Here is a 19,532-nt window from a genome sequence, read left to right as displayed (position 1 = left end):
AAGAATATTCAAAAAAATGAGCGCGAAGCCCATTTTTTTGAATTATTATATTTTAAAAGTCATTCTTATAGAAATCCGTTAATAAATCCTGATCCAAAATCCATTACTGGATCTTTAACCTTATTCCAAATTTTACCCCATTTTTTAGGTGTAGTAACTTCTTCTAATTTTTCCATTTGAAAAGTTAAGTTCATTTCATAAACCCCCTATAAAATTATATTTTGTATCTTATTACCAGCAAATCCCTGTATTGTCACAGATATACCACTTTGTTCCTGCGCCTGCAGCATATCCAGCAACTTTAGCCCAGTTAACTTTAACTGGTGCAGTAACTTCTTCTAATTTTTCCATTTGAAAGTTCATTATAATCCCCCTTTTAAATTGTTATATTTAATTTATAAAATGTCGACTTTGCTATCTTAATATACATTTTTTGGACAATCAATAGTTTTCAATATGCAATTCTGCATATTGAAAACATTAATAAAATACCATTTAAAAGGTTTCTTATAAAAAAAATGAGCAATGTAATATATGCTCATTTTTTAAAAATACTATTCAATTAAGAAAATAATCTCTTAATACCTTTTATAATACCTCCAGGTATAAAAGGTGCAATTACAGCTTCTAATTTTTCAACTTTATAGTTCATGAAAAAACTCCTTTTTTAGGAAAATATGTACATCTTATTATTAAACTATTTAATTAAAATAAAAAATAATATTTTTTATTTTTCCTCTTGATTGTCTACTTTTTCAGTTTTACTGCTAAATCCATTGTTAAATCCATCCACAAAATCACATGCGCTTAATGAAAACGCTAACACACATAACATCCCTAACATTATAACCTTTTTATAACTCTTTACATGATTCAATTTTAAACATCCTCCATAACATAAATTAATAATGTAATATGTAAATTTAAAACATACATACAATTTAAAACTATTCTAAAGATAACTAAGTAATATAGCAATCCTTATTTCAAATTCATAACTAAAATCAAAAACAAAATAACACATCAACAGTAAAAAGACGAAAACACCTAATTCCATAAAATTTCACGTACTATATCTGATTGATAAAACTAAATTCCGAAATAATATATGGTACAACAACTATCCCCTTATTTATCAATCACATATGCATTGCTTTAAACAATATATTCGTTAATATCGTCACCTAAAAAATACCTTCCCTGAAAGCGAACTACTAAATTCCATCACCTATATAACAGACTTACCATGATCTAATTGATTCTCCGTACCCTTATCCTCTAACTAAGTAAGTTGTAATTCCTTTATTTATTCCTCTATCTTAGCAAGTAGTTCCCCCAGGACTTATACAATCTCATATTTTTATACTTTTCTTCATAATTAAGCTTGACTGAAGGTCTTGAGGTTTTTTATCATGTGGGAACGATTAAGGAACACGGCTGGAAGGCAGATTTATCCCCTACTTTGAATGACTACAAAAAAAGTAATCAATCAAAATAGATGGATAAGCGTCTTGTTTTCGCCATGCGGTCACTTATAAGGTATCCGTATGTATAGACCCTGTTCACTCAGCGATCTTCACCGCATACATCCTTTTACTATGGCTTGTCCTTGTAATATCGTCCCTACACGACAAACTGAATGTACTCCCTAGCACCGTAATGCTAACGATAACCACCCGAACCTTTTAGAGAATCGTCCCTGGGCAAGTTCTCGCCCTCCCTCACCAGAAGAACAGGATTCCAATGAGGGGTGCTGTTTTTGTAGGCGTATACTTTGTACCCCCTGCACGACCAACAGCTAGCCACGCCTGTAACACGTTCCCTCTATATAGAAGCACGGAATTACGGCTTATCAGTTTTTATTTACGTGGTATCAGGCAATTCCACGCGAACAAAAACAAAAAGGCATCCCTATTTCCTAAATGACCTGTACAATCACAAGACTTCTAGGATTAGAGATGCCCGTTATATATCTTTTGGACTATAAAATAATCAAAACTAGTATTTACTAGTTGATATTTATCCAAACAATGATAAAATGGGTATATCAAATAAGCCTAGTCGAAAGGCATAATTGTTTAAGGATAGTGTTGGTGCACTACTTAAACCGAAGTCCTGCATGGTTACAGGTTATGTCTAGTAAGTGTTGGTAGCAATTACTAGAACTCAGTCATTCCCTCAACGGTTGGTAGCCGTTAGCATATGGGAGTGGCTTTTTTGTTTTGTGTTCTTATTCAATTGTTCTATCGATCTTTGTTTATGTAAAATATCAAATTATGTTTTGTTTTGTAGAATGTTGCTTGTTGTGTACTACGTTACAACAAGCTTTTTTGTTTGTAAATGCCTCTAAAAGTGCATTAATCCTATTTGACTCGTTTAAAAGAAGGATACAAAGATACAAGGATACAAAGATACATGTATCTAAAGATACAAAGATACATCAGCACTAATTATGTATCTTTAGATACAAAGATAAAAAGATACATGTATCTAAAGATACATGATTTAAAGCTGATTTTACAGCGTTTTAATACAATATCCTGTACACGAAAAACAACCGTAATCTACTAAACATAAAAAAAGATACATTTATCCTTTTACTTTTTGTACAAGCTCGTGCTATTATCAATCCAAGAGTAAAAAGATAAAAAGATACATTTATCCTTTGTTACAATTATATTACAAATTAAAAAAGGAGTGATTCCTGTGAGAAAAGGATACGTAATAATCAACGCCCAGCAAAAAGGCGGAGTTGGAAAAACAACTGATTCGTGTATGGAATCTCTTGTGGCTTCTTTAATCTTTAATAAGAAAGTTTTATTTATTGATACTGACCTTCAAGGGAATGGTACAACGTTCTTAGCAAAATCATTTAATATTACCGAAATGCAAAAGACATTAATGAAATGTCTTGAAGATGGAGACTTATCAGAAGGTATTGTACAGCTGCACGAAAATCTTGATATGATTCCATGTGGATATGACATGAGGAAATACACTGACTTCTTAATCGAAAATTTTAATACGACTGAAGACCGAACGTTTTATCTTTCTAGATTACTAGAAAAAATAAAATACAACTACGATTACATATTCATCGACATTCCACCTTCAACAGACTTAAAAGTGGATAATGCGATGGTAGCAAGCGACTACATTATTGTTGTTCAAGAAACTCAACAATTTTCATACGAAGGAAGTCAACGTTTAATCTTTGAATACATCCAAACATTAGTTGATGACTTTGGTTCACTTGTAAAAATGCAAGTTGCTGGAGTACTTCCTGTATTACTGCAGCAAAAACGTGCCTTACACAAAGAAATCGTTAAAAGTACAATCGCTACTTTTGGTGAAGAGAATGTATTTACTACAATTATTAACAATCACGCACGTTTAGAATGGTATCCACGAATTGGGTTACAATTTGAAGATCATCATGATAAGAGAATGCTAGCTTTATTCTGTGATATTTTTTGTGAGTTAGAAGAAAGAATTCACCTTTTCGAAACTGAAGGAGATATTGAACCGGGATATAGATATACACAAAAGTATTTCGTAGAAAATAAACTTACTAAGTTAGGGAAGGGGATTGACATAAGTGGCTTTAATCAAAAGGGAAACGCCGCAAGAACCGAAAATAGCACAATCTGCTAATACAGAAAGAAATGTTCAAAGTACAAGCACTAATACTAACACTCAAAAGAGAAAAGTTTTAACAGCTGAAGAAAGAAAGAATATAAAAGTGACACCCGAATCATTCAGTAAAATTAAAAGTATTTGTACAATGAAGAGTATGAAAAATTACGAATTTATTGATGAAATTTTAGAGTTTTACATTGCTAATAATTTAACCGAACGTGAGCAACGTATACTTAAAAATATAACTTCTAGTAACAAGTAGTTATGAGGAAATCCCGTCCTCATAGCTTTTCTTTATGTATCTTTGTATCTTTGTATCTTTGTATCTAAAGATACATGTATCTTTTTTTAAAAAAAACTAGTATTCATACTGTATATCAAATGAAGTTGAAGAAAAATCGAGAATAGGTATAAGGTTTAACTTTACGCCTATCTAAATGAACGTATTTATAAATTTATAACAGGAGTGGTAACTGTGGAAAATAAGAATAATTCATTTGTAGTAACCGTTACGCCTATTACTGACAACTCTGATCTTAATACAACCACAGAAAAAGAAATACAGGCGACTGAGAAAAAACAATTCAAAAACCAGCAAGGAAGTATTAAAATCCCTAAACAATCCAAAGAAGAACTTGAAGCACTAATGAAAATTACTAATCAGAAATTCACTCACGAAATAATTGATTTACTTATTAATAATTATGTAGAAAATGAATTGACTGTAGAACAAAAAACAAAATTCAAACTCTTAACAAACATTTAAAATAATATAAAACTGGAGTGGTACCTTTGGAAAACAAAAGTCAATCTTTTGTAGTAACGGTAACACCTATTACCGAAAGTTCAGATTTAACTATTTTTAATATTTACTATAACCAAAAAACTACTAAAGATGATATATTATAATAGGGATTTTCTAAAATTATAATTACTTGGAAATTGTCAAGAATTTAAAGGATATTATCAATCACAGATAGCATAACATCCAATTCCTTTGTAAATAGATTTAGGAGGCACAACTAAATGATACCACTTATGAGTTTCTGGCCTAGCATATATGATAAAATTGCTGGTCAAGTTAAATTGATTGAATATAGACGTACTTTTCCAAAGAATTGCACTTATGCATATATGTATGTCAGCAAACCTGTAAAAGCCATATGTGGAATTGTTTACTTTGGTAATAAACACAGTCTTGAAAATTGGAAAGAACAATACTCAGATGATGAAGAAACTTCTAACCGAATCAAACACTATGCTCAAAGCTATCGATTCGGAATGGAGATTATAGGCTTTCAGCGGATCAAACCTATTACTCTTGAAGATTTACGAAATAACGTTGAGGGATTTGTCGCTCCACAATCCTATCTCTTACTAGATAATAATAAAAACTTGGCAGAGTATATTAAAAAAAGCACCGTAAAAATTGATGATAGAATTGAAAATGATCTATCAAACATATTCCCTGAACACATTTGTAAGAGGTACTAATAGATGTTAAAGGTATTTGAAGCATTCGCTGGTTACGGAAGCCAACGATTAGCACTAAAAAAATTAAAAATTCCTCACAAAGTTGTAGGCATTTCTGAAATTGAGGGCGATGTTCTACTTTCTTACGCTGCTATACATGAAAATTTACTTGAAAAACGCGATATAGACCTCACTATATCAGATGATGAAATGCGAGAATATCTTGAAAGTATCAATGTTCCTCTTGACTATAAAACCTTCGAAAACCGTGCAAAAAAACTTCGAGGACAAAAACTAAAAGACATGTATATCGCCAATAAACTTAATAAAAACTTTGGAGACATTCGGACAATCAATCCAGAAAATTTACCAGATTTCGATTTATTCACCTATTCATTTCCATGCCAAGATATTTCAGTAGCTGGATATCAAAATGGATTAAATGCTAATTCAGGCACAAGATCTTCTTTACTTTGGGAATGTTGCAAAATTATTGAATATAAAAAGCCAAAATATTTAATGATGGAAAACGTAAAAAATTTAGTTGGAAAGAATCACAAAGAAAACTTTGAAGAATTTTTATCTTATCTTAAATCTTTAGGATATACCAATTATTGGGATGTTCTGAATGCTAGAAACTATGGCATCCCACAAAATAGAGAACGTGTTTTTTGCATAAGTATCTTAAATCCTGAAAAAGAGTTCGCTTTTCCAAAATCAAGGAACCTAACAGTATTTATGAATGACTTGTTAGAAAAGAATGTTCCAGAAAAATTTTATCTCAATAATAATCAAGTAAGTGATGTTCCAATTATACAAGATTACATTTATTGCTTAGACTCTAATTATTGGAAAGGAACTTTTCTCAAAGATTTCTTAACAAAGAAAAGACGTCAACTAGTTTCTGGACCAGTAAGAGAAGATGGGAAATATCCAGCTAGAAGATTAACACCTCGAGAAACTTGGCGTTTCATGGGTGTAGACGATGAAAATTTTGAAAAAGCAAGTGTATTAGTCAGCAATACAAGTTTATATAAACAGTCTGGAAACAGTATTGTTGTTTCAGTTTTAGAAGCCATTTTTACCAAGCTATTTATTGAACAACCACAGGAGGTCGTGACCAATGGAGAAAAATAAAGAAAAATTGATTGAAATTTTCAGAAGTAACGTAAAAGGAAAAACCCCTGATATTTCCAGAAAAAATATACGCCATGATGGTCGCCGAGGTCATTGGCTTGAAGAACAATTCGGAATTACAGCTAACGGAGGGAATCTTCCAGATATCCTTGGATATGAATTAAAAAATGAAACTACTTCTGGAAAGACTACATTTGGAGATTGGTCAGCTAACGAGTACATTTTCAAAGTCGGTGTGTATGCACCACTATTTTCAGGTTCAACAACTCCAGAAAAGCAAGACTCTTTTTGTCGTATCTTTGGTAAACCTAATGTTGAAAAAGGTGGGCGGTTCTCTTGGTCAGGCAGTCCTGTTCCTAAAATAGGACAATACAACACATTTGGTCAAATTATGATTATTGAAGATAATTTAGACATTGTAATTTATTATTCTTACAGTCAAGATAGACGTATCGACAAATCCTCAATCATACCTGTACAACTTCAGCATGATAACATTGTTATTGCGCGCTGGTACGGTATTTCTTCTCCAACAGGGAGAGGAAAGACCCTGAAAGATAAACTCGAAGATAAATTTGATGATCTTGGATGGTTCACTTGTAAAACCGATGCTTTTGGTGTTTATCAAAAAATTTGTTTTGGTGAACCTATGACATTTGATAATTGGATTAAACTTGTTTCCGATGGAACTGTATATTTCGATAGCGGTATGTATGAAGGAAATAAACGCCCCTATTCGCAATGGCGTGCTAATAATACCTATTGGAATAGTTTAATTACTGATTGTTATGAATAAAAGTTCAAAAAACACAAAATTTCCGTTTAGGGGATACTTTAAAATCTTAGGTTGATTGGCATGTGGCGGGGCCTATATACATATTAGAAAATAACCCTACATATGCAGGGTTATTTTCTAATTACTATTCTCACCAGAACTTCCACCACGGCTTTTTCTTCTCTTTCGCAGCAGCAACTTCATCCCGAAACTCCTGCATCATTCTCTTCGTTTCCTGCATCTCACGTAGCGTTTTCATCAGCGTCTCATCCCGTGCTTCCAATCGTTTTTCCACTCGTTCATTGTGCGCTTCTACACTCGCTTTGATTTCCTCGTTACTCTGCTTTGTCTGGTCACTCAATCGCTTCTCCATTGCCAACATGCCCTGCTTCATTTCTTGCGCCATAACGCCGTACTGCTGCTGGAGTTGTTCTTGAATGTGGAATGGTATTAAACTCGTTTCCTCAGGCTCTTCTTTAATCAGATCTGGATTAACTTTTTCTATTTTCTGCGCTATCACCTTTGCTGCCTTCTCTAGCGTCATGCCGTCATGCTTGCTCAACTCAATTAATTTCTCAATCACCATAATGTCGCTGTCTGTGTATTGGCGTCTGCCACGATTATCCTTCTTTACTGCGAATCCTTCGCGTGATAATACTTCCATGTACTTTCTAAGGGTGCTATCGGATATCCCTAGCCTTTTGTATACTTCACTAGCGGAATAAACAATTTCGTCCGTCATAACGTCACAACACCTCCTAGTGACAGTATTCCATGACGAATAGGAATCTCCTGCAAAGAAAAAAGTCCTATGCAGCCAAGGTTCCTGGCTTTTTTTGAGTTACTGAATCATGAATACTTATCCTTTTATAATTGTATAATTCAAAAAAAAAAATATATTTTTTAATTTATATATTCGCTTTTTTCTAAAAATATATTGAATTCTAACAAAAATATAACTATAATGGTAAATGTTTAATAAATTAACTTATTTTGGGAGGTTTTTACGTTGAAAAAAAAATTATTGTCAATATCTTTAGTAATCCCTTTAGCCCTATCCGTATTTCCTTCGTTACAAGCATCAGCAGAAACAGATAATCTAGGTTATGAATATCAAAAGAAAAAATCAAGTGAAATAGATTTCACTAATTTAGATCAATATCCTGTATTATTAGACGGTGAACCAACAAACCCTGATGCTGTATATGCTGTATATGACTCTAAAGAAATAGATAAATTTGAAAGAGATAATTATCTTTACAATCCAATCTCAGGTTCAGATGCGCCTTTAATTATGCGAGCTTCTGCTCCTACGAGTTGGTCCTCTTTCTATTCTTCTGGATCGTGGATAACAAGAGATGGGGTTATTTCATTAAGCTTATACCCTAAAAGCCCTGCTTATGTAAAAAGTCCAAACGCAATGGTACAAGCTCATCATGAAAAATATCGTTGGTCAGTTGTTTATAATAGATTTAGTGGGGATAAAAGATGGAAAAATACTGGAAGTATGAAAGCGCAATTACATTGTCATGCAGATTACGCTAAAGGTCATAAAACTCCTTGGAATTTAGAACCTCACAGAACAACAACAAATTACCAAGTAACTGTCGCTAATGCATGCAATCCAAAATAATATATAAAGCACAAAAAAACAGTCTATTAAGCTAATAGACTGTTTTTTTGTGCTTTATATAAGAAAATCCCTAAAGTACCCATATTAATAAAAATATTTAACCATCTTATAATATGGCTTAAATTGTTTAACTCCCCTAAACCGTAATAATCTGTTATAGATATTTCTAAAAATGAAGCAATAGCGCCAATTACCCCTAATATAATCGCTACAATAAACGTGAAAAATAAAGTTTGTTTTTTCTTAGCTAAAATAGCTACAACAAAACATATAAATGTAAAGATTAATATTGTTATTAAAAGTGGTAAAAAATAAGTGAACAATTTATCTCCTCCTATATTTTAACAAAACAATAATATCATTCCTTTTGTGAAATTACCATTAAAAATAAATTTTAACATAGGAATTTTCAAAATATTATCTCTGAGTCACAAGTACAATCAATCTCGTGACCTCTATTTAATAGATTTTATTTTTTTATATCATTACATTTAAGCTATGGTATTAACAATTTCATCTTGAATAAAGTAAATTAAATTGTCTTTTGTTTTGTTATATTCTATATAGCTTTAGCGATTTCAACTAACAATCTCATAAACAACGGAATCATTTGAACAACTATATAACCAATCCCAGCACGACTTATTAGCGAGAATCCCCGTTCCTGACTACCAACCATAATGAATAAACCACCGCATAATGCTACAACGGATGCGATTAGTTAGGATACTACTTTAATCCCAAAGATAGTTAGCTCAAAACCAATTCCTTATAGTTTGTTTTATTTTTTTGAAAAAGCCTCTTCGTAAAAGAACATATATTCGTATATAATAAGAACTAACGTTCTGTTATTTAGGGGGAATAACGGTGTATGACTATTCAATATTGCCAAATCGAATTGTTTTATGTGTAGATCTTCGTTCGTTCTATGCCAGCGTATCGTGCATCAAAATGGGATTAGACCCACTTCATACTAAATTGGCTGTAGTTGGTAATGTGAATAGGAGTGGCTCAATTGTTTTGGCTGCAACCCCACCATTAAAAGCATTAGGCGTTAAGAAAATGGCGAGATTGTATGAAATACCACGTCGTAAAGACATTCTTGTGGTAAACCCAATTATGAGCACTTACATAAAATGCTCTAATTACATCACTAAGTTAGCTCTACAATACGTACCAATTGAGGATTTCCACCAATATTCCATCGATGAGTTCTTTATGGACATTACGGATAGTATGCATTTGTTTGCTAACGATCCATATGAATTCGCTTTAAAATTCAAACGTGAAATTTATACGAAGACACGAATCGAATGCACGATTGGAATTGGTCCTAATCCTTTAATGAGCAAAGTGGCTTTAGATGTGGAAGCGAAGAAAACAAAAGATTGCATAGCATACTGGAAGTACGAAGATGTACCCATAAAATTATGGCCAATACGACCACTCAGCAAATTTTGGGGGATTTCAGGAAAAACAGAAGCGAAGTTAAACCGAAAAGGAATCCATTCAATCGGAGACTTGGCACAATATCCACTCAAATATTTAAAACAGAGCTTTGGGGTCATTGGCGAAGAACTACACTTACATAGCAACGGCATTGATTTTAGCCGAATATCAGAAAAATACGTTCCAGCAACAACTTCTATTGGTAAAAGCCAAATACTTATGCGTGATTACACAATAGAGGAATTCCCAATTATTCTACTGGAACATATCGAAGAAGTTTGTTATCGAATGCGAAGGCAAAACAAACTAGCTCAAACTATTCATTTTTCTATTGGTTACAGTAAAAATTACGCTGGCGGTTTCAGAAAAACTCACACCATGAACCGACCAACCAATTTAACAATGGATATATATAAGATTTGTACATATTTTTTACACGAGTTTTATACTGGAGAACCCATTAGATCCATCAATGTTTCTTTAACTAACTTAATCAATGAGGGTGAAGAACAAATCTCACTATTCGATAACGTAATACAACGAGAAAAAGAAATGAAACTAACTAAAGTAATGGACGAAATACGCACTAAATTTGGTAAGAACAGCATATTAAGAGGGATTTCGTATACAAATAGTGCAACAGCAAGATACAGAAACACATTGTTAGGGGGACATAAAGCATGAACAACGCTAATATGCCAAAGGGAAGAGGAATGGTCAAATGGACTCCATTCGCAGCGATGCCCGAGCAATTCACTGGTATCCGTGAAATTGTTAAAGAAAACACGAAGGTAGAACGCCCTATATTAACCCAGGATGAACAAGAACTTATTGAGAACATGTTGTTATGTTCATTGTTATCTGAAGAAGAAATATTGATTACATATTACGAAGGCGGTTTTTTACTCACTAACTATATGACCGTTGTTGATATTGACCCGTTGAATAAATCTATACTTTGTACAGATGCATTTTACAATAATATGACGTTGAATTTTATTGATATTGTTGATGCAAAATAAACAGGAATCCACATAGTGGATTCTTTTTTATGAAACTCTATATCATTTTTTATAAAAGTTTAAATGCCAGTAAATCTACTTTATTTATAAATAAGGAAATGGTAATATATTAATATATAAAATGTATTGAGGTGTTTTTTGTGAAAAAAGCAAGTCTGTTACTAACTACTTTTGTAATGATTCTGTCATTTTTTATTCCTAATCTTGCAAGTGCTAAATCTTTCCCAGATGTACAAACTAATCATTGGGCGTACAAAGAAATTAACTATTTAACTGAAAAAGGCATTATTAATGGTACTCCAGAAGGATACTTCAAACCTAGCGATAATGTAACTCGTGGTCAAATGGCTGTAATGTTAGATAAAGCATTAGATTTAAAAATGCCATATAACTACAAAGACACGTACCAGGATATTCCGGCTGATTCCTATTACTATGATGCTGCACATAAATTAATGCATTACGGTTACATAGCTAATAGTTTTAATTTCTCTGGCGAACGAGAATTAACACGCGCAGAAATGGCTGTAGCACTGGTTAAGGCTTTTAATCTAAAATCGACTGGAGCTCACGTTAGATTCAAAGATGTCCCACTTACTCATTGGGCATATGACTATGTTGTAATCTTAGCTCAAAATAACATTACTGTTGGATTCCCAGATGGCTCATTTGCACCTACAGCAAAAGTTACTCGTGAACAGTTCGCTGCTTTCTTAGCGCGTTTACAAGAACCAAGTTTCCGTCCAGTTCGTAATTAATAAGAATTATTAAGTAAACACAAAAAAGGGTCTGCTCAGATATGAGCAGACCTTTTTTCACCTTATTTCACATAAATATTATTATACTAATCTAAAGTTTCCGTATTTACATTTTTTTCTTTTTATCTCATAATTTTAATTGGGGAAAGGGAGGAAAAAAATGGTTCAAATCAAAGTAACACCTGAAATGCTAGAAGAAGTTGCTAATTGTGCAAATAATACCAGAATCGCATTAGAATCTATACATAATAATCTATGTAATGAAATAGATCGTTTATATTTTCAATGGGTTGGTGCCTCTAATCAACAATTCGTTCAAATGTTCAATGATGCGAGACCAAAAGCTTTTACAGCTATCAATTCAATTATACAAGTGGAAGAAGATTTAAAACGGATTGCTGAAAAATTCCGTAATGCAGATGATCAAGATGTTACAATGGAAGAAGGTGCAATGTGTGGTAAGCCTTCTTCGGAGGAAAAAGGCTTTGATGGTAAAAAATTAGCCAGAGATATAGCTGGTGAGATAAGTGGAGAATATGATATTAAAAGGGCCTGGGATGGAGTTGATCCTTCTACTGGCGAAAAACTTTCAACCTGGGATAGAATTTTTGCAGGTGGAGTGGCAGTAGCTGGTCTTACACCAGTTGGAAAGATTGCTAAAGTAGGAAAAGGTGTTAAAATGACTGCAAATGCGGTAGAGACTGCAAATACAGCTAAAAAAGTCACTGTTGGGGAAAATATCGGAGCGAATTCTACTAAAGTAATTAAAGAACTTAACGGCCCAGTTATAGATGGAAAACGAGTTGGGAGTGGGAAAAAGGTTGATAAAGTAAAACCAATTTGGGGAAGAGACGAAAAAGGAAAACCTTTTATAGAAAAAGAGTTCCCTCATGTATCAAAAGAACATGGTTTTTCTGATGTTATTGATAATTATTCAAGATTTGCGGAGGAGTTTCCACTGGTAGGTGGGGACGGTATTAAAAGGGAATTATATCAAATAACAGGAAGTAATAATGGTAAGAAAGGTGTTTTTGAGTGGATTGTTGAGCCACATGGTGACGTGAGCCACAGGAGATTCATTGAAAATGGTGTTATGACGGGTAAGCCAAATCAAATTCCAAAAAAGTAAGAGGTAAATAATATGAACTTAAAAGATTTAAAAAATAAACATATTAAGTATGACTGGAAAACTATTTTTGTAGGTGTCCAAGAAAATTATTTTAATAAAGATGTTATTTCTGATTATGCGGTAGAATTGATGGATATTGGTGATGAAAGTAGTTTTGTTAGTGAACTTGCATGGGGAGTATCTAGTGAAGATTTAGATAAGATTATGTTAGAAATAAAAACTAATTATTTTCCTCAATTAGATGAAGAAAGCACAATGTTAGTAGAGGAGAATAGAAAACTAAGATTTGTTTGTTTATCTGAAATAAAAGAAAGATATAAGGAGGACACTGAATTATTAAATGAAATTGCAGAGTTTTATGGAAATCATAACTACCCAGAAGATATGGTAAGTTTTATTAATTATATGCCTCAAGAAATCCCAACTACGAAAGAAGATATGATAAATAGATTTGAAAATTTTTTAAAATTAGAGAGATTGAGATTTAAATCCTAATGTATGTAATACGGGTGAGTATAGGTGAGATGACATTTTACTTACAAGGACCACTCTAGATACCATACTGTTAATATAAAAACACCTTAAAAAACTTGCAAAATTAATAAACTTAGAAAATATATAAATTTAAAGCACTTGTTTGTCTATGAAAAGCACTGGATGCTTTGTTAATCTTTGAAAAGAATCCTTATTTATCAAATGAACAAGTTAGAAAGATTATGAATAAAACTGCCCTTCCTCTTGGTAACAAACCCTAACATGGTAATGGCAAGATAAATGTAGACGTTGCTCTAAATATGGAAAATTAAACATAATGTTAAAAGGTGCACTTAAATATGAGTGCACCTTTTAACATTATTTCACACATACATAGGCTTCATTTACAATTACATAGATTGTTAACGAAAAGACGAAGATAGAACGGCCTACATTAACCTAGGATGAACAAAAGCTTGTTGAGAACTTGCTACTATGTTCATTGTTATCTGAAGAAGAAATACTGATTACATATTATGAAGGTAGTTTTTTACTTACTAACTATATGACCATCGTTGATATTGATTCGCTGAATAAATATATAATTTCGGTAGATTTCATCCGGATTATCCAATAGCACAAGGATGGAAACGTCTTGAAAGTGGAGAATTTTTATCAAATGATATGGAATTAATTAGACATGAAATATTCGAATCTCGATTTGAAGGGATTTTTAAAACTGGTTATAAAACAGCACATGATGCAACTTTAAGATCCGGTCGCCCTTGGAAAATACCTGATATAGATGCAGAATAAAAATGGAGGAGATACACTATGGCAATCCATATAACAATGAATAAAGAATTTGAATATGAGGAGATAGTTGTATTTCAATATTATCCATCTGAATCACCAGAAAAAGTTGGGAAAATGTATTTTCATAAAAAAGAGGAAATGTTTTATGATTTAGAACCTGTTCCAGAAGAATCAATCGGAACAAGAAAGCATTATTTTAATTGTGCGATTTCTAGGATAGTAATATGCCTGAGAAATGGCGGAGAATTTTTGGAAGAAATGACATACGGAGTATAGCACAACAAACAAGGATATAAAAAAGAAACCGGCTCAAATAAAGAGCCGGTTTCTTTTTTATACTGTTACTAGGTTAATAGACTTATACATAGACTTCTTTTACGGTAACATCTTTACCCTGCCAAAAAGAGTATTATTGAAACATAGATTATTAATCTATAAACCCTGCTGATTAATAATAGGAGGAAAAAATATGAATTACATGGCATATGTAGAAAAAACCGATGAGCTAATCGATGAGGAAGTTACAATAAAAATTAACGGTGTAGTATTCACAGGGTTCTCCACTGTTTGTCCATATAAAATTGAAGAAGGAAAAAATCATCCTGTTATTCTCGACATTACAGCTTTTGATGATATTGAAATAAATGAAGGAATAGATGGAGCAACTTTTCATAGGGAAATTATTGACGGCGTAAAAATTGATGTAATAAAAATAGGTGACAATGTGGTTAGTGGATATCCAACAGGTCAAATTAATGCACCATTACCAGGTGTATTTACCAAATAGAGGAGGAACATAAATGTATGAAAAAGTAGATGCAGTATTATCTGAAAATAGCTCAGATAATTACTTCTATGATGATGAATTTATGTATGTACAAGAGTTGATAAGTGAATTTACTGAAAATGATTGGGATAAATTGCTTCAAAATCTAAAGGACAGAGATGATAAATATAAAATTAGATTAGTATATTGTATAGATGAAGATACTGGGATGAATGGATTCAATTTATTACTAGATTTACTCAATGCGAATGATGAATTAGCTGAATATGTAATAGACTCTTTGCGTTCTTTTAACAATGAAGAATATAAAAAAATAATCGCTTCCAACAAGAAAATAATGGATAAAGCAGAGAGTCTACTGAAAAAATCGAGTCTGCCAGTTAAAAGAATTTTAGAAGCATTTTTACAACAAAATACACAGTCTTAGTATTTATATCTTTAGAAACAGAATTGTTTAAACTAAATAAAAACGAACTCTATTATTCGATTGGCGTCAAATAATAGAGGATTGACTAGTAAGTGTATCACCTGAGATTCCCAGAAACGTATGGCGTGAAGCTGAAGTGTCTGAAATAGAATGGCGTTGGAGATAAGTAAAAAGGTTCTCTTACTTTACTGAGAACCTTTTTTATTTTACTCCACATACACATAGGCTTCACTTGCTGTAATATAGTATATTTTACTTAACTTCATACCACCAACCTTTACGTTCAAGGTATTCCTTCATCGCGTTTAATTGTGTATCACTCGTAGGATCTGTCACTAAGAAAGTTAATCCATCTCCTTGGAGAAGAAACGTACCTGTCATTTTCAAGGAAGAAAGTGCTCCTGCTACGTCTGGCACCTCATAAGGTGAAAACGCTCCTGTTTGAATGATATTCTGCTTAGTTGGTTGATCAGATACAACACTTGAGCTTATTCCTCCACATTCTTGTCCAAAGTAAGCGAAGATTACCGCTGAAGTAATTGCATCAACATTCCACTTGGCCATATCTCCATCATTATCTATAAACCCTGCTTCCACCAAGAAGAACGGACAGTTAGATGAGCGAATTACTCCAATGTCTGGACGTATCTTGGCTCCACGGTCTTTCCATCCAGTACGTTTAGCGATTTCTGCTGAAATACGAGCTGCCATAGGTGCTTCCTTCGCAGAATAACAAAGTACTTCTACTCCGTGACCATTTCCATCAGAGGCGTTGAGATGCCATGCAAATCCTACATCATTAGGTCTATCATTGATATTTCTAACTTGGTTACCTACAATAGCATTTGCTGTGCGGCCTACATCATCAGTGTCGTCCTCTACAGAATGACCTAAAGAGCGCAATTTATTAATGAAATCCTTATTACACTCACGATCCATTAGATGTTCTTTACGGTTACCCCAGTTAGCTCCTGGTACAATAGCGTTATGTCCTCCGTGGCTTGATACTCTCATTATTCAACATCTCCTTTTTGATTGCCGTCATGATCTGACCAAATCCCTAAAGCAATACCAACAGATAATAAATAAGGCGCCAGTTCATCTAAGAAAGTCTTAGCTTCTGGCACCCCAAATTTCGTAAACAAAAATCCAAGCAATGAAAAAACCGCAATCCAGGTCTTCCAATTGCGGAGTCGTTTTTTGATATTCTCTTTTGATTGATTCATAGTTAATTTATCTCCTTTTCTACATTATCAAGGCGCTTATGTGCTTGTTTAGTACTTTCCTCGACCCTTGTAATCCGCTCGCCAAGTACAATCATCTGTCTTTCATTCGTCTTTATATCTATACGAATATCATCAACACCTTTACTGATGTACTCTAATTTCGCGTTAGTTTCTGCTCCCTGTCTACCATCAGACTTAATTTCTTTCGAGCGATTCAGTGAATAAGACATATACCCTATTAACGCTGATACGATTGTAATAAGAACTCCTACTTCAATTGTCATTCTTTCACTCCTTTCAAAATAAAAAAGCCTGCTGCTGCACGCTTATCGTTAAAAGCCGTATTTTGTACAAAATAAAAATCCCACTATAGTACGCTAACTGTAATTAAATCTGCTCTTCCATTGTCAGTTAGGTATTTATCAATTCTTTCTTTATATGCCTTCATTTTTACAATGATAAATGCATACGTAAAAACTTCATCGATTACTCGTTGCGCCATGTATTCTGCCATTTTGCATACACTCCTTTTATTGAATACTAGTAATGATTAACTCATCTACAGCTTTTTGAATTAGCTCTTGTTGTCCAATTAGCGCTTTGAATTCTTCTTGCCCTGAATTTTTTATAATCATTTCATCCATTGCTTGCTGCATTAGTTCCAGCTGTTGTTTAATCTTTTCTAATTCGGACGGTTCTTCAGGTTGTAGTTCTACTGGCTCTGGCTCAACTGTTTTCACCCATTTACCATCTCTGAATCTTGGCTCGTAGCCTAACCAAGGGCAAACCTCTAAAGTGCAATTTTCAGGAATATCAGGTTCAAAACCTATGACAACATCTTCCTCGTACGGTACTTTAATAGTTTCATAAGCTACATTCGCCATTACACAATCGGAACACTCGTATTTACTGAGGGGTTCTGTCTCGTCCTCATACGTACCGTCCTCAATTGACTGGTGTAGCTCACATAACTTTTCTTCTGTGACAACTTCTTTCTGTTCTTCACGTTCGAAAGTCTGTTTCTCGTAAATTGGTTTCTCATCAATGGGAATCATTTCAGTGAACTTCCCGTTTTCGTCATAACAATAACCGTAATATTTAGCCATGTTCTTTCCTCCTTTTTAGTCGACTACGTAAGTGAACGCTATCATAAAACGTTTGCCTTTTGAAGTGTTATCAGCTATATGGATTTCCCCATTAAATCTAAACATAATACGTGAAGGTGTTCCGTCAGTAGCAAATCCAGTATAGTTTATAGTATCTGTCGGTCGCATTCCTTCTGGTAATGTTGCCATTACTGGGTTAGTAGAATCTGCATTCCTGATAACGTCCATCATTACTGTTACGGTGTTACCTCTACGGGTCGCCACTTGGACAGCAGTTCCGCTACTCGGAGTTGCATCAGCAGTTAAAGTTAATGTAGCTTTTCCGTCTTTCTCGTTCCCTGATAAGCAGACCCACTTAGGAGTAGGTGTATTATTAAAATAAAGTCCCCAATATTTGTCGTCTGAGGTGCATCCAATTACATACCCATAAGCAGTTCCTTGCATATTCACGACTCCACGGAAAGGTTTTCCTCCAGGGGGGCCGTTTAAAGCTGATCCTGGAACGTAAACTGTACGGAATCCTCTTCCTGCTTCTAGAGCTTTAGCAAGGAAATCCTCTCCTGCCTTTATTGACAGTGTAGCATCTCCGTTGGGAGCACTTATATCTAGCTTCATATTAGTAGTATCTGCACTCTGTATCCAGCCACCCCATATCCCATTATTTTTAACTCTGAGGAATGATGCGCCTGATAAAAAATTAGTAGCTTTCTGGAGAGAGAAATTGTCACTATTATAACGAATTACTTCAACATAAAAGAACCCCGTGTTACCTTCTGGGCAGTTTCCTAATCTCTGCCCCGTGTACTGCCCTGAATCTATTAAGGTGTTTAAATCTACATCGTTAATCACTTTAGATTTCCCAAGAGAATCCGTAAACCCACTATATATCTCACTCTTCTTGACAACGTTAGAGTCCCGTACAATAGTAGTTGTCCCCGTTCCTCCAAGTCGTAATTCCTGCGTAGCAGGTCTATATTCAATAGGGATTACATTGTTCTTAGCATCCCATAACATGAAGTTATTAGACCCATTAAGTCCCCATCTAAACGCCTCAGTCCCATCTATACTCCATGCAAAGTTTCTCCAACTAGAACTGCTTGCAGGAGACTTATCAAGAGTAAGGTTCCCTGTCATCGTATCCCCTGTTTTCTTTACGGCCCCCTCCGCTTTCGCACCAGCGGCAATAATTTCATTAATATCTACGCCCTCAAGTTTCTCTCCTGCTTCAATTGCTTTTTGAATTACTGGGAATTCATTTGTAGATGCCACTGCTTCATCAGACATTATCGATTCATCAACAGCAAAAACAAATTTGCACGTTTCAATTACTTTGTTATTAGGGAAAGTTAATCTTAATTGCGCAATCACGTTTCCGTATGCAATAAGTGTTTGTGTGCTCAATACTACATAATACTTACCTTGCATTTGGTTTACATTCTGTACTTCTTGGAACACTCTTTCACCATCAGGCTTTAAAAATGCAATTTGTACCTTTGTGGCCGTTGAAAAATCCGTAACTACTTTGTCATGAGTTACATTGATTAATAGCTTGGCAGAGTTTAAATCATTCTGATAAAACCGCATTACCTTTAGTTCTTCTTCTTTTGTGGCAAAGTCTTTATATTGCATTGTATCTACTGTTAGCTCTCTTACTTTTAATAGTTCTGCCAAATGGATCACT

Annotated in this window: 25 protein-coding genes and 3 pseudogenes; 16 read left to right on the top strand and 12 right to left on the bottom strand. The window is 33.8% G+C overall.

All coding sequences use genetic code 11. The features are described 5' to 3' along the window. Nucleotides 1–65 precede the first annotated feature (65 nt). From ACXVYO_RS27115 to ACXVYO_RS27105, 3 genes are all read right to left on the bottom strand, one after another. Complete coding sequence (locus ACXVYO_RS27115; RefSeq protein ID WP_458469348.1) at nucleotides 66–194, bottom strand: hypothetical protein; 129 nt, start codon at nucleotides 192–194, stop codon at nucleotides 66–68. Between the two features lie 37 nt (nucleotides 195–231). Further along, on the bottom strand, nucleotides 232–363 hold the full coding sequence (locus tag ACXVYO_RS27110; RefSeq protein WP_458469346.1) for a hypothetical protein: 132 nt from the start codon (nucleotides 361–363) through the stop codon (nucleotides 232–234). Between the two features lie 364 nt (nucleotides 364–727). Further along, nucleotides 728–877, bottom strand: coding sequence for a hypothetical protein (locus ACXVYO_RS27105; RefSeq protein ID WP_458469371.1), 150 nt, complete (start codon nucleotides 875–877; stop codon nucleotides 728–730). Between the two features lie 1,829 nt (nucleotides 878–2,706). On the opposite strand from ACXVYO_RS27105, the gene prgP reads away from it, so the two are divergent. From prgP to ACXVYO_RS27075, 6 genes are all read left to right on the top strand, one after another. Then, nucleotides 2,707–3,654, top strand: a complete 948-nt coding sequence (gene prgP, locus ACXVYO_RS27100; protein WP_458469344.1) for a ParA superfamily DNA segregation protein PrgP — start codon at nucleotides 2,707–2,709, stop codon at nucleotides 3,652–3,654. Next, nucleotides 3,599–3,901, top strand: coding sequence for a hypothetical protein (locus ACXVYO_RS27095; protein ID WP_098169477.1), 303 nt, complete (start codon nucleotides 3,599–3,601; stop codon nucleotides 3,899–3,901). Before prgP ends, ACXVYO_RS27095 begins: the two co-directional genes overlap by 56 nt. Before the next feature lie 213 nt (nucleotides 3,902–4,114). After that, the gene (locus ACXVYO_RS27090) at nucleotides 4,115–4,405 is read left to right on the top strand and encodes a hypothetical protein (protein WP_458469343.1); all 291 of its coding nucleotides are present in this window, start codon (nucleotides 4,115–4,117) and stop codon (nucleotides 4,403–4,405) included. A gap of 260 nt (nucleotides 4,406–4,665) precedes the next feature. Next, entirely contained in the window at nucleotides 4,666–5,133 is a 468-nt protein-coding gene (locus ACXVYO_RS27085) for a hypothetical protein (protein WP_458469341.1), read from the top strand. A gap of 3 nt (nucleotides 5,134–5,136) precedes the next feature. Continuing rightward, nucleotides 5,137–6,249, top strand: a complete 1,113-nt coding sequence (locus ACXVYO_RS27080) for a DNA cytosine methyltransferase (protein ID WP_458469339.1) — start codon at nucleotides 5,137–5,139, stop codon at nucleotides 6,247–6,249. Next, nucleotides 6,236–7,045 (top strand): LlaMI family restriction endonuclease, encoded by an 810-nt coding sequence (locus tag ACXVYO_RS27075; RefSeq protein ID WP_458469337.1) that lies wholly within the window; start codon nucleotides 6,236–6,238, stop codon nucleotides 7,043–7,045. The genes ACXVYO_RS27080 and ACXVYO_RS27075 overlap by 14 nt, the downstream gene beginning before the upstream one ends. A gap of 130 nt (nucleotides 7,046–7,175) precedes the next feature. On the opposite strand, the gene ACXVYO_RS27070 is transcribed toward ACXVYO_RS27075, so the two are convergent. Further along, nucleotides 7,176–7,766, bottom strand: a complete 591-nt coding sequence (locus tag ACXVYO_RS27070) for a DUF3967 domain-containing protein (RefSeq protein ID WP_458469335.1) — start codon at nucleotides 7,764–7,766, stop codon at nucleotides 7,176–7,178. A 267-nt stretch (nucleotides 7,767–8,033) separates the two neighbouring features. On the opposite strand from ACXVYO_RS27070, the gene ACXVYO_RS27065 reads away from it, so the two are divergent. Beyond that, nucleotides 8,034–8,657 carry a DUF2599 domain-containing protein gene (locus ACXVYO_RS27065; RefSeq protein ID WP_458469334.1) on the top strand — a complete coding sequence of 208 codons (624 nt, stop codon included), beginning with the start codon at nucleotides 8,034–8,036 and terminating at the stop codon, nucleotides 8,655–8,657. 26 nt (nucleotides 8,658–8,683) lie between these two features. Here the strand turns inward: ACXVYO_RS27065 and ACXVYO_RS27060 are convergent, their stop codons facing one another. Further along, nucleotides 8,684–8,980 (bottom strand): hypothetical protein, encoded by a 297-nt coding sequence (locus ACXVYO_RS27060; protein WP_458469332.1) that lies wholly within the window; start codon nucleotides 8,978–8,980, stop codon nucleotides 8,684–8,686. 236 nt (nucleotides 8,981–9,216) lie between these two features. Then, nucleotides 9,217–9,417, bottom strand: a pseudogene (locus ACXVYO_RS27055) (hypothetical protein); the annotation flags it as partial. Nucleotides 9,418–9,524: 107 nt separating this feature from the next. Between ACXVYO_RS27055 and ACXVYO_RS27050 the strand changes: the two are divergent. The 9 genes and pseudogenes from ACXVYO_RS27050 (at nucleotide 9,525) to ACXVYO_RS27010 (ending at nucleotide 15,519) form a co-directional block, all read left to right on the top strand. Next, nucleotides 9,525–10,790: a Y-family DNA polymerase gene (locus ACXVYO_RS27050; protein WP_458469330.1), complete on the top strand. Its 1,266-nt coding sequence runs from the start codon at nucleotides 9,525–9,527 to the stop codon at nucleotides 10,788–10,790. After that, on the top strand, nucleotides 10,787–11,128 hold the full coding sequence (locus tag ACXVYO_RS27045) for a YolD-like family protein (RefSeq protein ID WP_458469328.1): 342 nt from the start codon (nucleotides 10,787–10,789) through the stop codon (nucleotides 11,126–11,128). Before ACXVYO_RS27050 ends, ACXVYO_RS27045 begins: the two co-directional genes overlap by 4 nt. A gap of 140 nt (nucleotides 11,129–11,268) precedes the next feature. Continuing rightward, a pseudogene (locus ACXVYO_RS27040) lies at nucleotides 11,269–11,874 on the top strand (S-layer homology domain-containing protein); the annotation flags it as partial. Between the two features lie 172 nt (nucleotides 11,875–12,046). Beyond that, nucleotides 12,047–13,015, top strand: coding sequence for a WXG100 family type VII secretion target (locus ACXVYO_RS27035; RefSeq protein ID WP_458469326.1), 969 nt, complete (start codon nucleotides 12,047–12,049; stop codon nucleotides 13,013–13,015). Between the two features lie 12 nt (nucleotides 13,016–13,027). After that, complete coding sequence (locus tag ACXVYO_RS27030; protein ID WP_429704869.1) at nucleotides 13,028–13,510, top strand: DUF2247 family protein; 483 nt, start codon at nucleotides 13,028–13,030, stop codon at nucleotides 13,508–13,510. A 397-nt stretch (nucleotides 13,511–13,907) separates the two neighbouring features. After that, nucleotides 13,908–14,126: pseudogene (locus ACXVYO_RS27025) on the top strand (YolD-like family protein). A gap of 197 nt (nucleotides 14,127–14,323) precedes the next feature. Then, nucleotides 14,324–14,581: a hypothetical protein gene (locus ACXVYO_RS27020; protein WP_458469324.1), complete on the top strand. Its 258-nt coding sequence runs from the start codon at nucleotides 14,324–14,326 to the stop codon at nucleotides 14,579–14,581. Between the two features lie 193 nt (nucleotides 14,582–14,774). Continuing rightward, complete coding sequence (locus tag ACXVYO_RS27015; RefSeq protein WP_429704871.1) at nucleotides 14,775–15,092, top strand: hypothetical protein; 318 nt, start codon at nucleotides 14,775–14,777, stop codon at nucleotides 15,090–15,092. A 13-nt stretch (nucleotides 15,093–15,105) separates the two neighbouring features. Further along, nucleotides 15,106–15,519 carry a hypothetical protein gene (locus tag ACXVYO_RS27010; RefSeq protein WP_000273069.1) on the top strand — a complete coding sequence of 138 codons (414 nt, stop codon included), beginning with the start codon at nucleotides 15,106–15,108 and terminating at the stop codon, nucleotides 15,517–15,519. A 252-nt stretch (nucleotides 15,520–15,771) separates the two neighbouring features. Here the strand turns inward: ACXVYO_RS27010 and ACXVYO_RS27005 are convergent, their stop codons facing one another. The 6 genes from ACXVYO_RS27005 to ACXVYO_RS26980 form a co-directional block, all read right to left on the bottom strand. Beyond that, the gene (locus ACXVYO_RS27005) at nucleotides 15,772–16,533 is read right to left on the bottom strand and encodes an N-acetylmuramoyl-L-alanine amidase C-terminal domain-containing protein (RefSeq protein ID WP_458469322.1); all 762 of its coding nucleotides are present in this window, start codon (nucleotides 16,531–16,533) and stop codon (nucleotides 15,772–15,774) included. Beyond that, nucleotides 16,533–16,745 (bottom strand): hypothetical protein, encoded by a 213-nt coding sequence (locus tag ACXVYO_RS27000; RefSeq protein ID WP_458469321.1) that lies wholly within the window; start codon nucleotides 16,743–16,745, stop codon nucleotides 16,533–16,535. Before ACXVYO_RS27000 ends, ACXVYO_RS27005 begins: the two co-directional genes overlap by 1 nt. A 2-nt stretch (nucleotides 16,746–16,747) precedes the next feature. Next, nucleotides 16,748–17,029 carry a hypothetical protein gene (locus ACXVYO_RS26995; protein ID WP_098238688.1) on the bottom strand — a complete coding sequence of 94 codons (282 nt, stop codon included), beginning with the start codon at nucleotides 17,027–17,029 and terminating at the stop codon, nucleotides 16,748–16,750. Between the two features lie 83 nt (nucleotides 17,030–17,112). Then, nucleotides 17,113–17,259: a hypothetical protein gene (locus ACXVYO_RS26990; RefSeq protein ID WP_458469319.1), complete on the bottom strand. Its 147-nt coding sequence runs from the start codon at nucleotides 17,257–17,259 to the stop codon at nucleotides 17,113–17,115. Between the two features lie 16 nt (nucleotides 17,260–17,275). Next, nucleotides 17,276–17,851 (bottom strand): hypothetical protein, encoded by a 576-nt coding sequence (locus tag ACXVYO_RS26985; protein WP_458469317.1) that lies wholly within the window; start codon nucleotides 17,849–17,851, stop codon nucleotides 17,276–17,278. Between the two features lie 15 nt (nucleotides 17,852–17,866). After that, nucleotides 17,867–19,531 (bottom strand): BppU family phage baseplate upper protein, encoded by a 1,665-nt coding sequence (locus tag ACXVYO_RS26980; RefSeq protein ID WP_458469315.1) that lies wholly within the window; start codon nucleotides 19,529–19,531, stop codon nucleotides 17,867–17,869. Nucleotide 19,532 lies beyond the last annotated feature (1 nt).

Source organism: Bacillus sp. BC08 (genome assembly GCF_054326875.1).
Note: the sequence above shows the minus strand (reverse complement) of the source record. Positions and strands in the feature narration are given on the sequence as shown.

Excerpts from the sequence above, each read along its gene's own strand:
- ACXVYO_RS27115 (WP_458469348.1), bottom strand. The coding sequence starts at position 194 with ATGAACTTAACTTTTCAAATGGAAAAATTAGAAGAAGTTACTACACCT.
- ACXVYO_RS27110 (WP_458469346.1), bottom strand. The coding sequence starts at position 363 with ATGAACTTTCAAATGGAAAAATTAGAAGAAGTTACTGCACCAGTTAAA.
- ACXVYO_RS27085 (WP_458469341.1), top strand. The coding sequence starts at position 4,666 with ATGATACCACTTATGAGTTTCTGGCCTAGCATATATGATAAAATTGCT.
- ACXVYO_RS27080 (WP_458469339.1), top strand. The coding sequence starts at position 5,137 with ATGTTAAAGGTATTTGAAGCATTCGCTGGTTACGGAAGCCAACGATTA.
- ACXVYO_RS27075 (WP_458469337.1), top strand. The coding sequence starts at position 6,236 with ATGGAGAAAAATAAAGAAAAATTGATTGAAATTTTCAGAAGTAACGTA.
- ACXVYO_RS27070 (WP_458469335.1), bottom strand. The coding sequence starts at position 7,766 with ATGACGGACGAAATTGTTTATTCCGCTAGTGAAGTATACAAAAGGCTA.
- ACXVYO_RS27045 (WP_458469328.1), top strand. The coding sequence starts at position 10,787 with ATGAACAACGCTAATATGCCAAAGGGAAGAGGAATGGTCAAATGGACT.
- ACXVYO_RS27035 (WP_458469326.1), top strand. The coding sequence starts at position 12,047 with ATGGTTCAAATCAAAGTAACACCTGAAATGCTAGAAGAAGTTGCTAAT.
- ACXVYO_RS27030 (WP_429704869.1), top strand. The coding sequence starts at position 13,028 with ATGAACTTAAAAGATTTAAAAAATAAACATATTAAGTATGACTGGAAA.
- ACXVYO_RS27020 (WP_458469324.1), top strand. The coding sequence starts at position 14,324 with ATGGCAATCCATATAACAATGAATAAAGAATTTGAATATGAGGAGATA.
- ACXVYO_RS27015 (WP_429704871.1), top strand. The coding sequence starts at position 14,775 with ATGAATTACATGGCATATGTAGAAAAAACCGATGAGCTAATCGATGAG.
- ACXVYO_RS27010 (WP_000273069.1), top strand. The coding sequence starts at position 15,106 with ATGTATGAAAAAGTAGATGCAGTATTATCTGAAAATAGCTCAGATAAT.
- ACXVYO_RS27005 (WP_458469322.1), bottom strand. The coding sequence starts at position 16,533 with ATGAGAGTATCAAGCCACGGAGGACATAACGCTATTGTACCAGGAGCT.
- ACXVYO_RS27000 (WP_458469321.1), bottom strand. The coding sequence starts at position 16,745 with ATGAATCAATCAAAAGAGAATATCAAAAAACGACTCCGCAATTGGAAG.
- ACXVYO_RS26995 (WP_098238688.1), bottom strand. The coding sequence starts at position 17,029 with ATGACAATTGAAGTAGGAGTTCTTATTACAATCGTATCAGCGTTAATA.
- ACXVYO_RS26990 (WP_458469319.1), bottom strand. The coding sequence starts at position 17,259 with ATGGCAGAATACATGGCGCAACGAGTAATCGATGAAGTTTTTACGTAT.
- ACXVYO_RS26985 (WP_458469317.1), bottom strand. The coding sequence starts at position 17,851 with ATGGCTAAATATTACGGTTATTGTTATGACGAAAACGGGAAGTTCACT.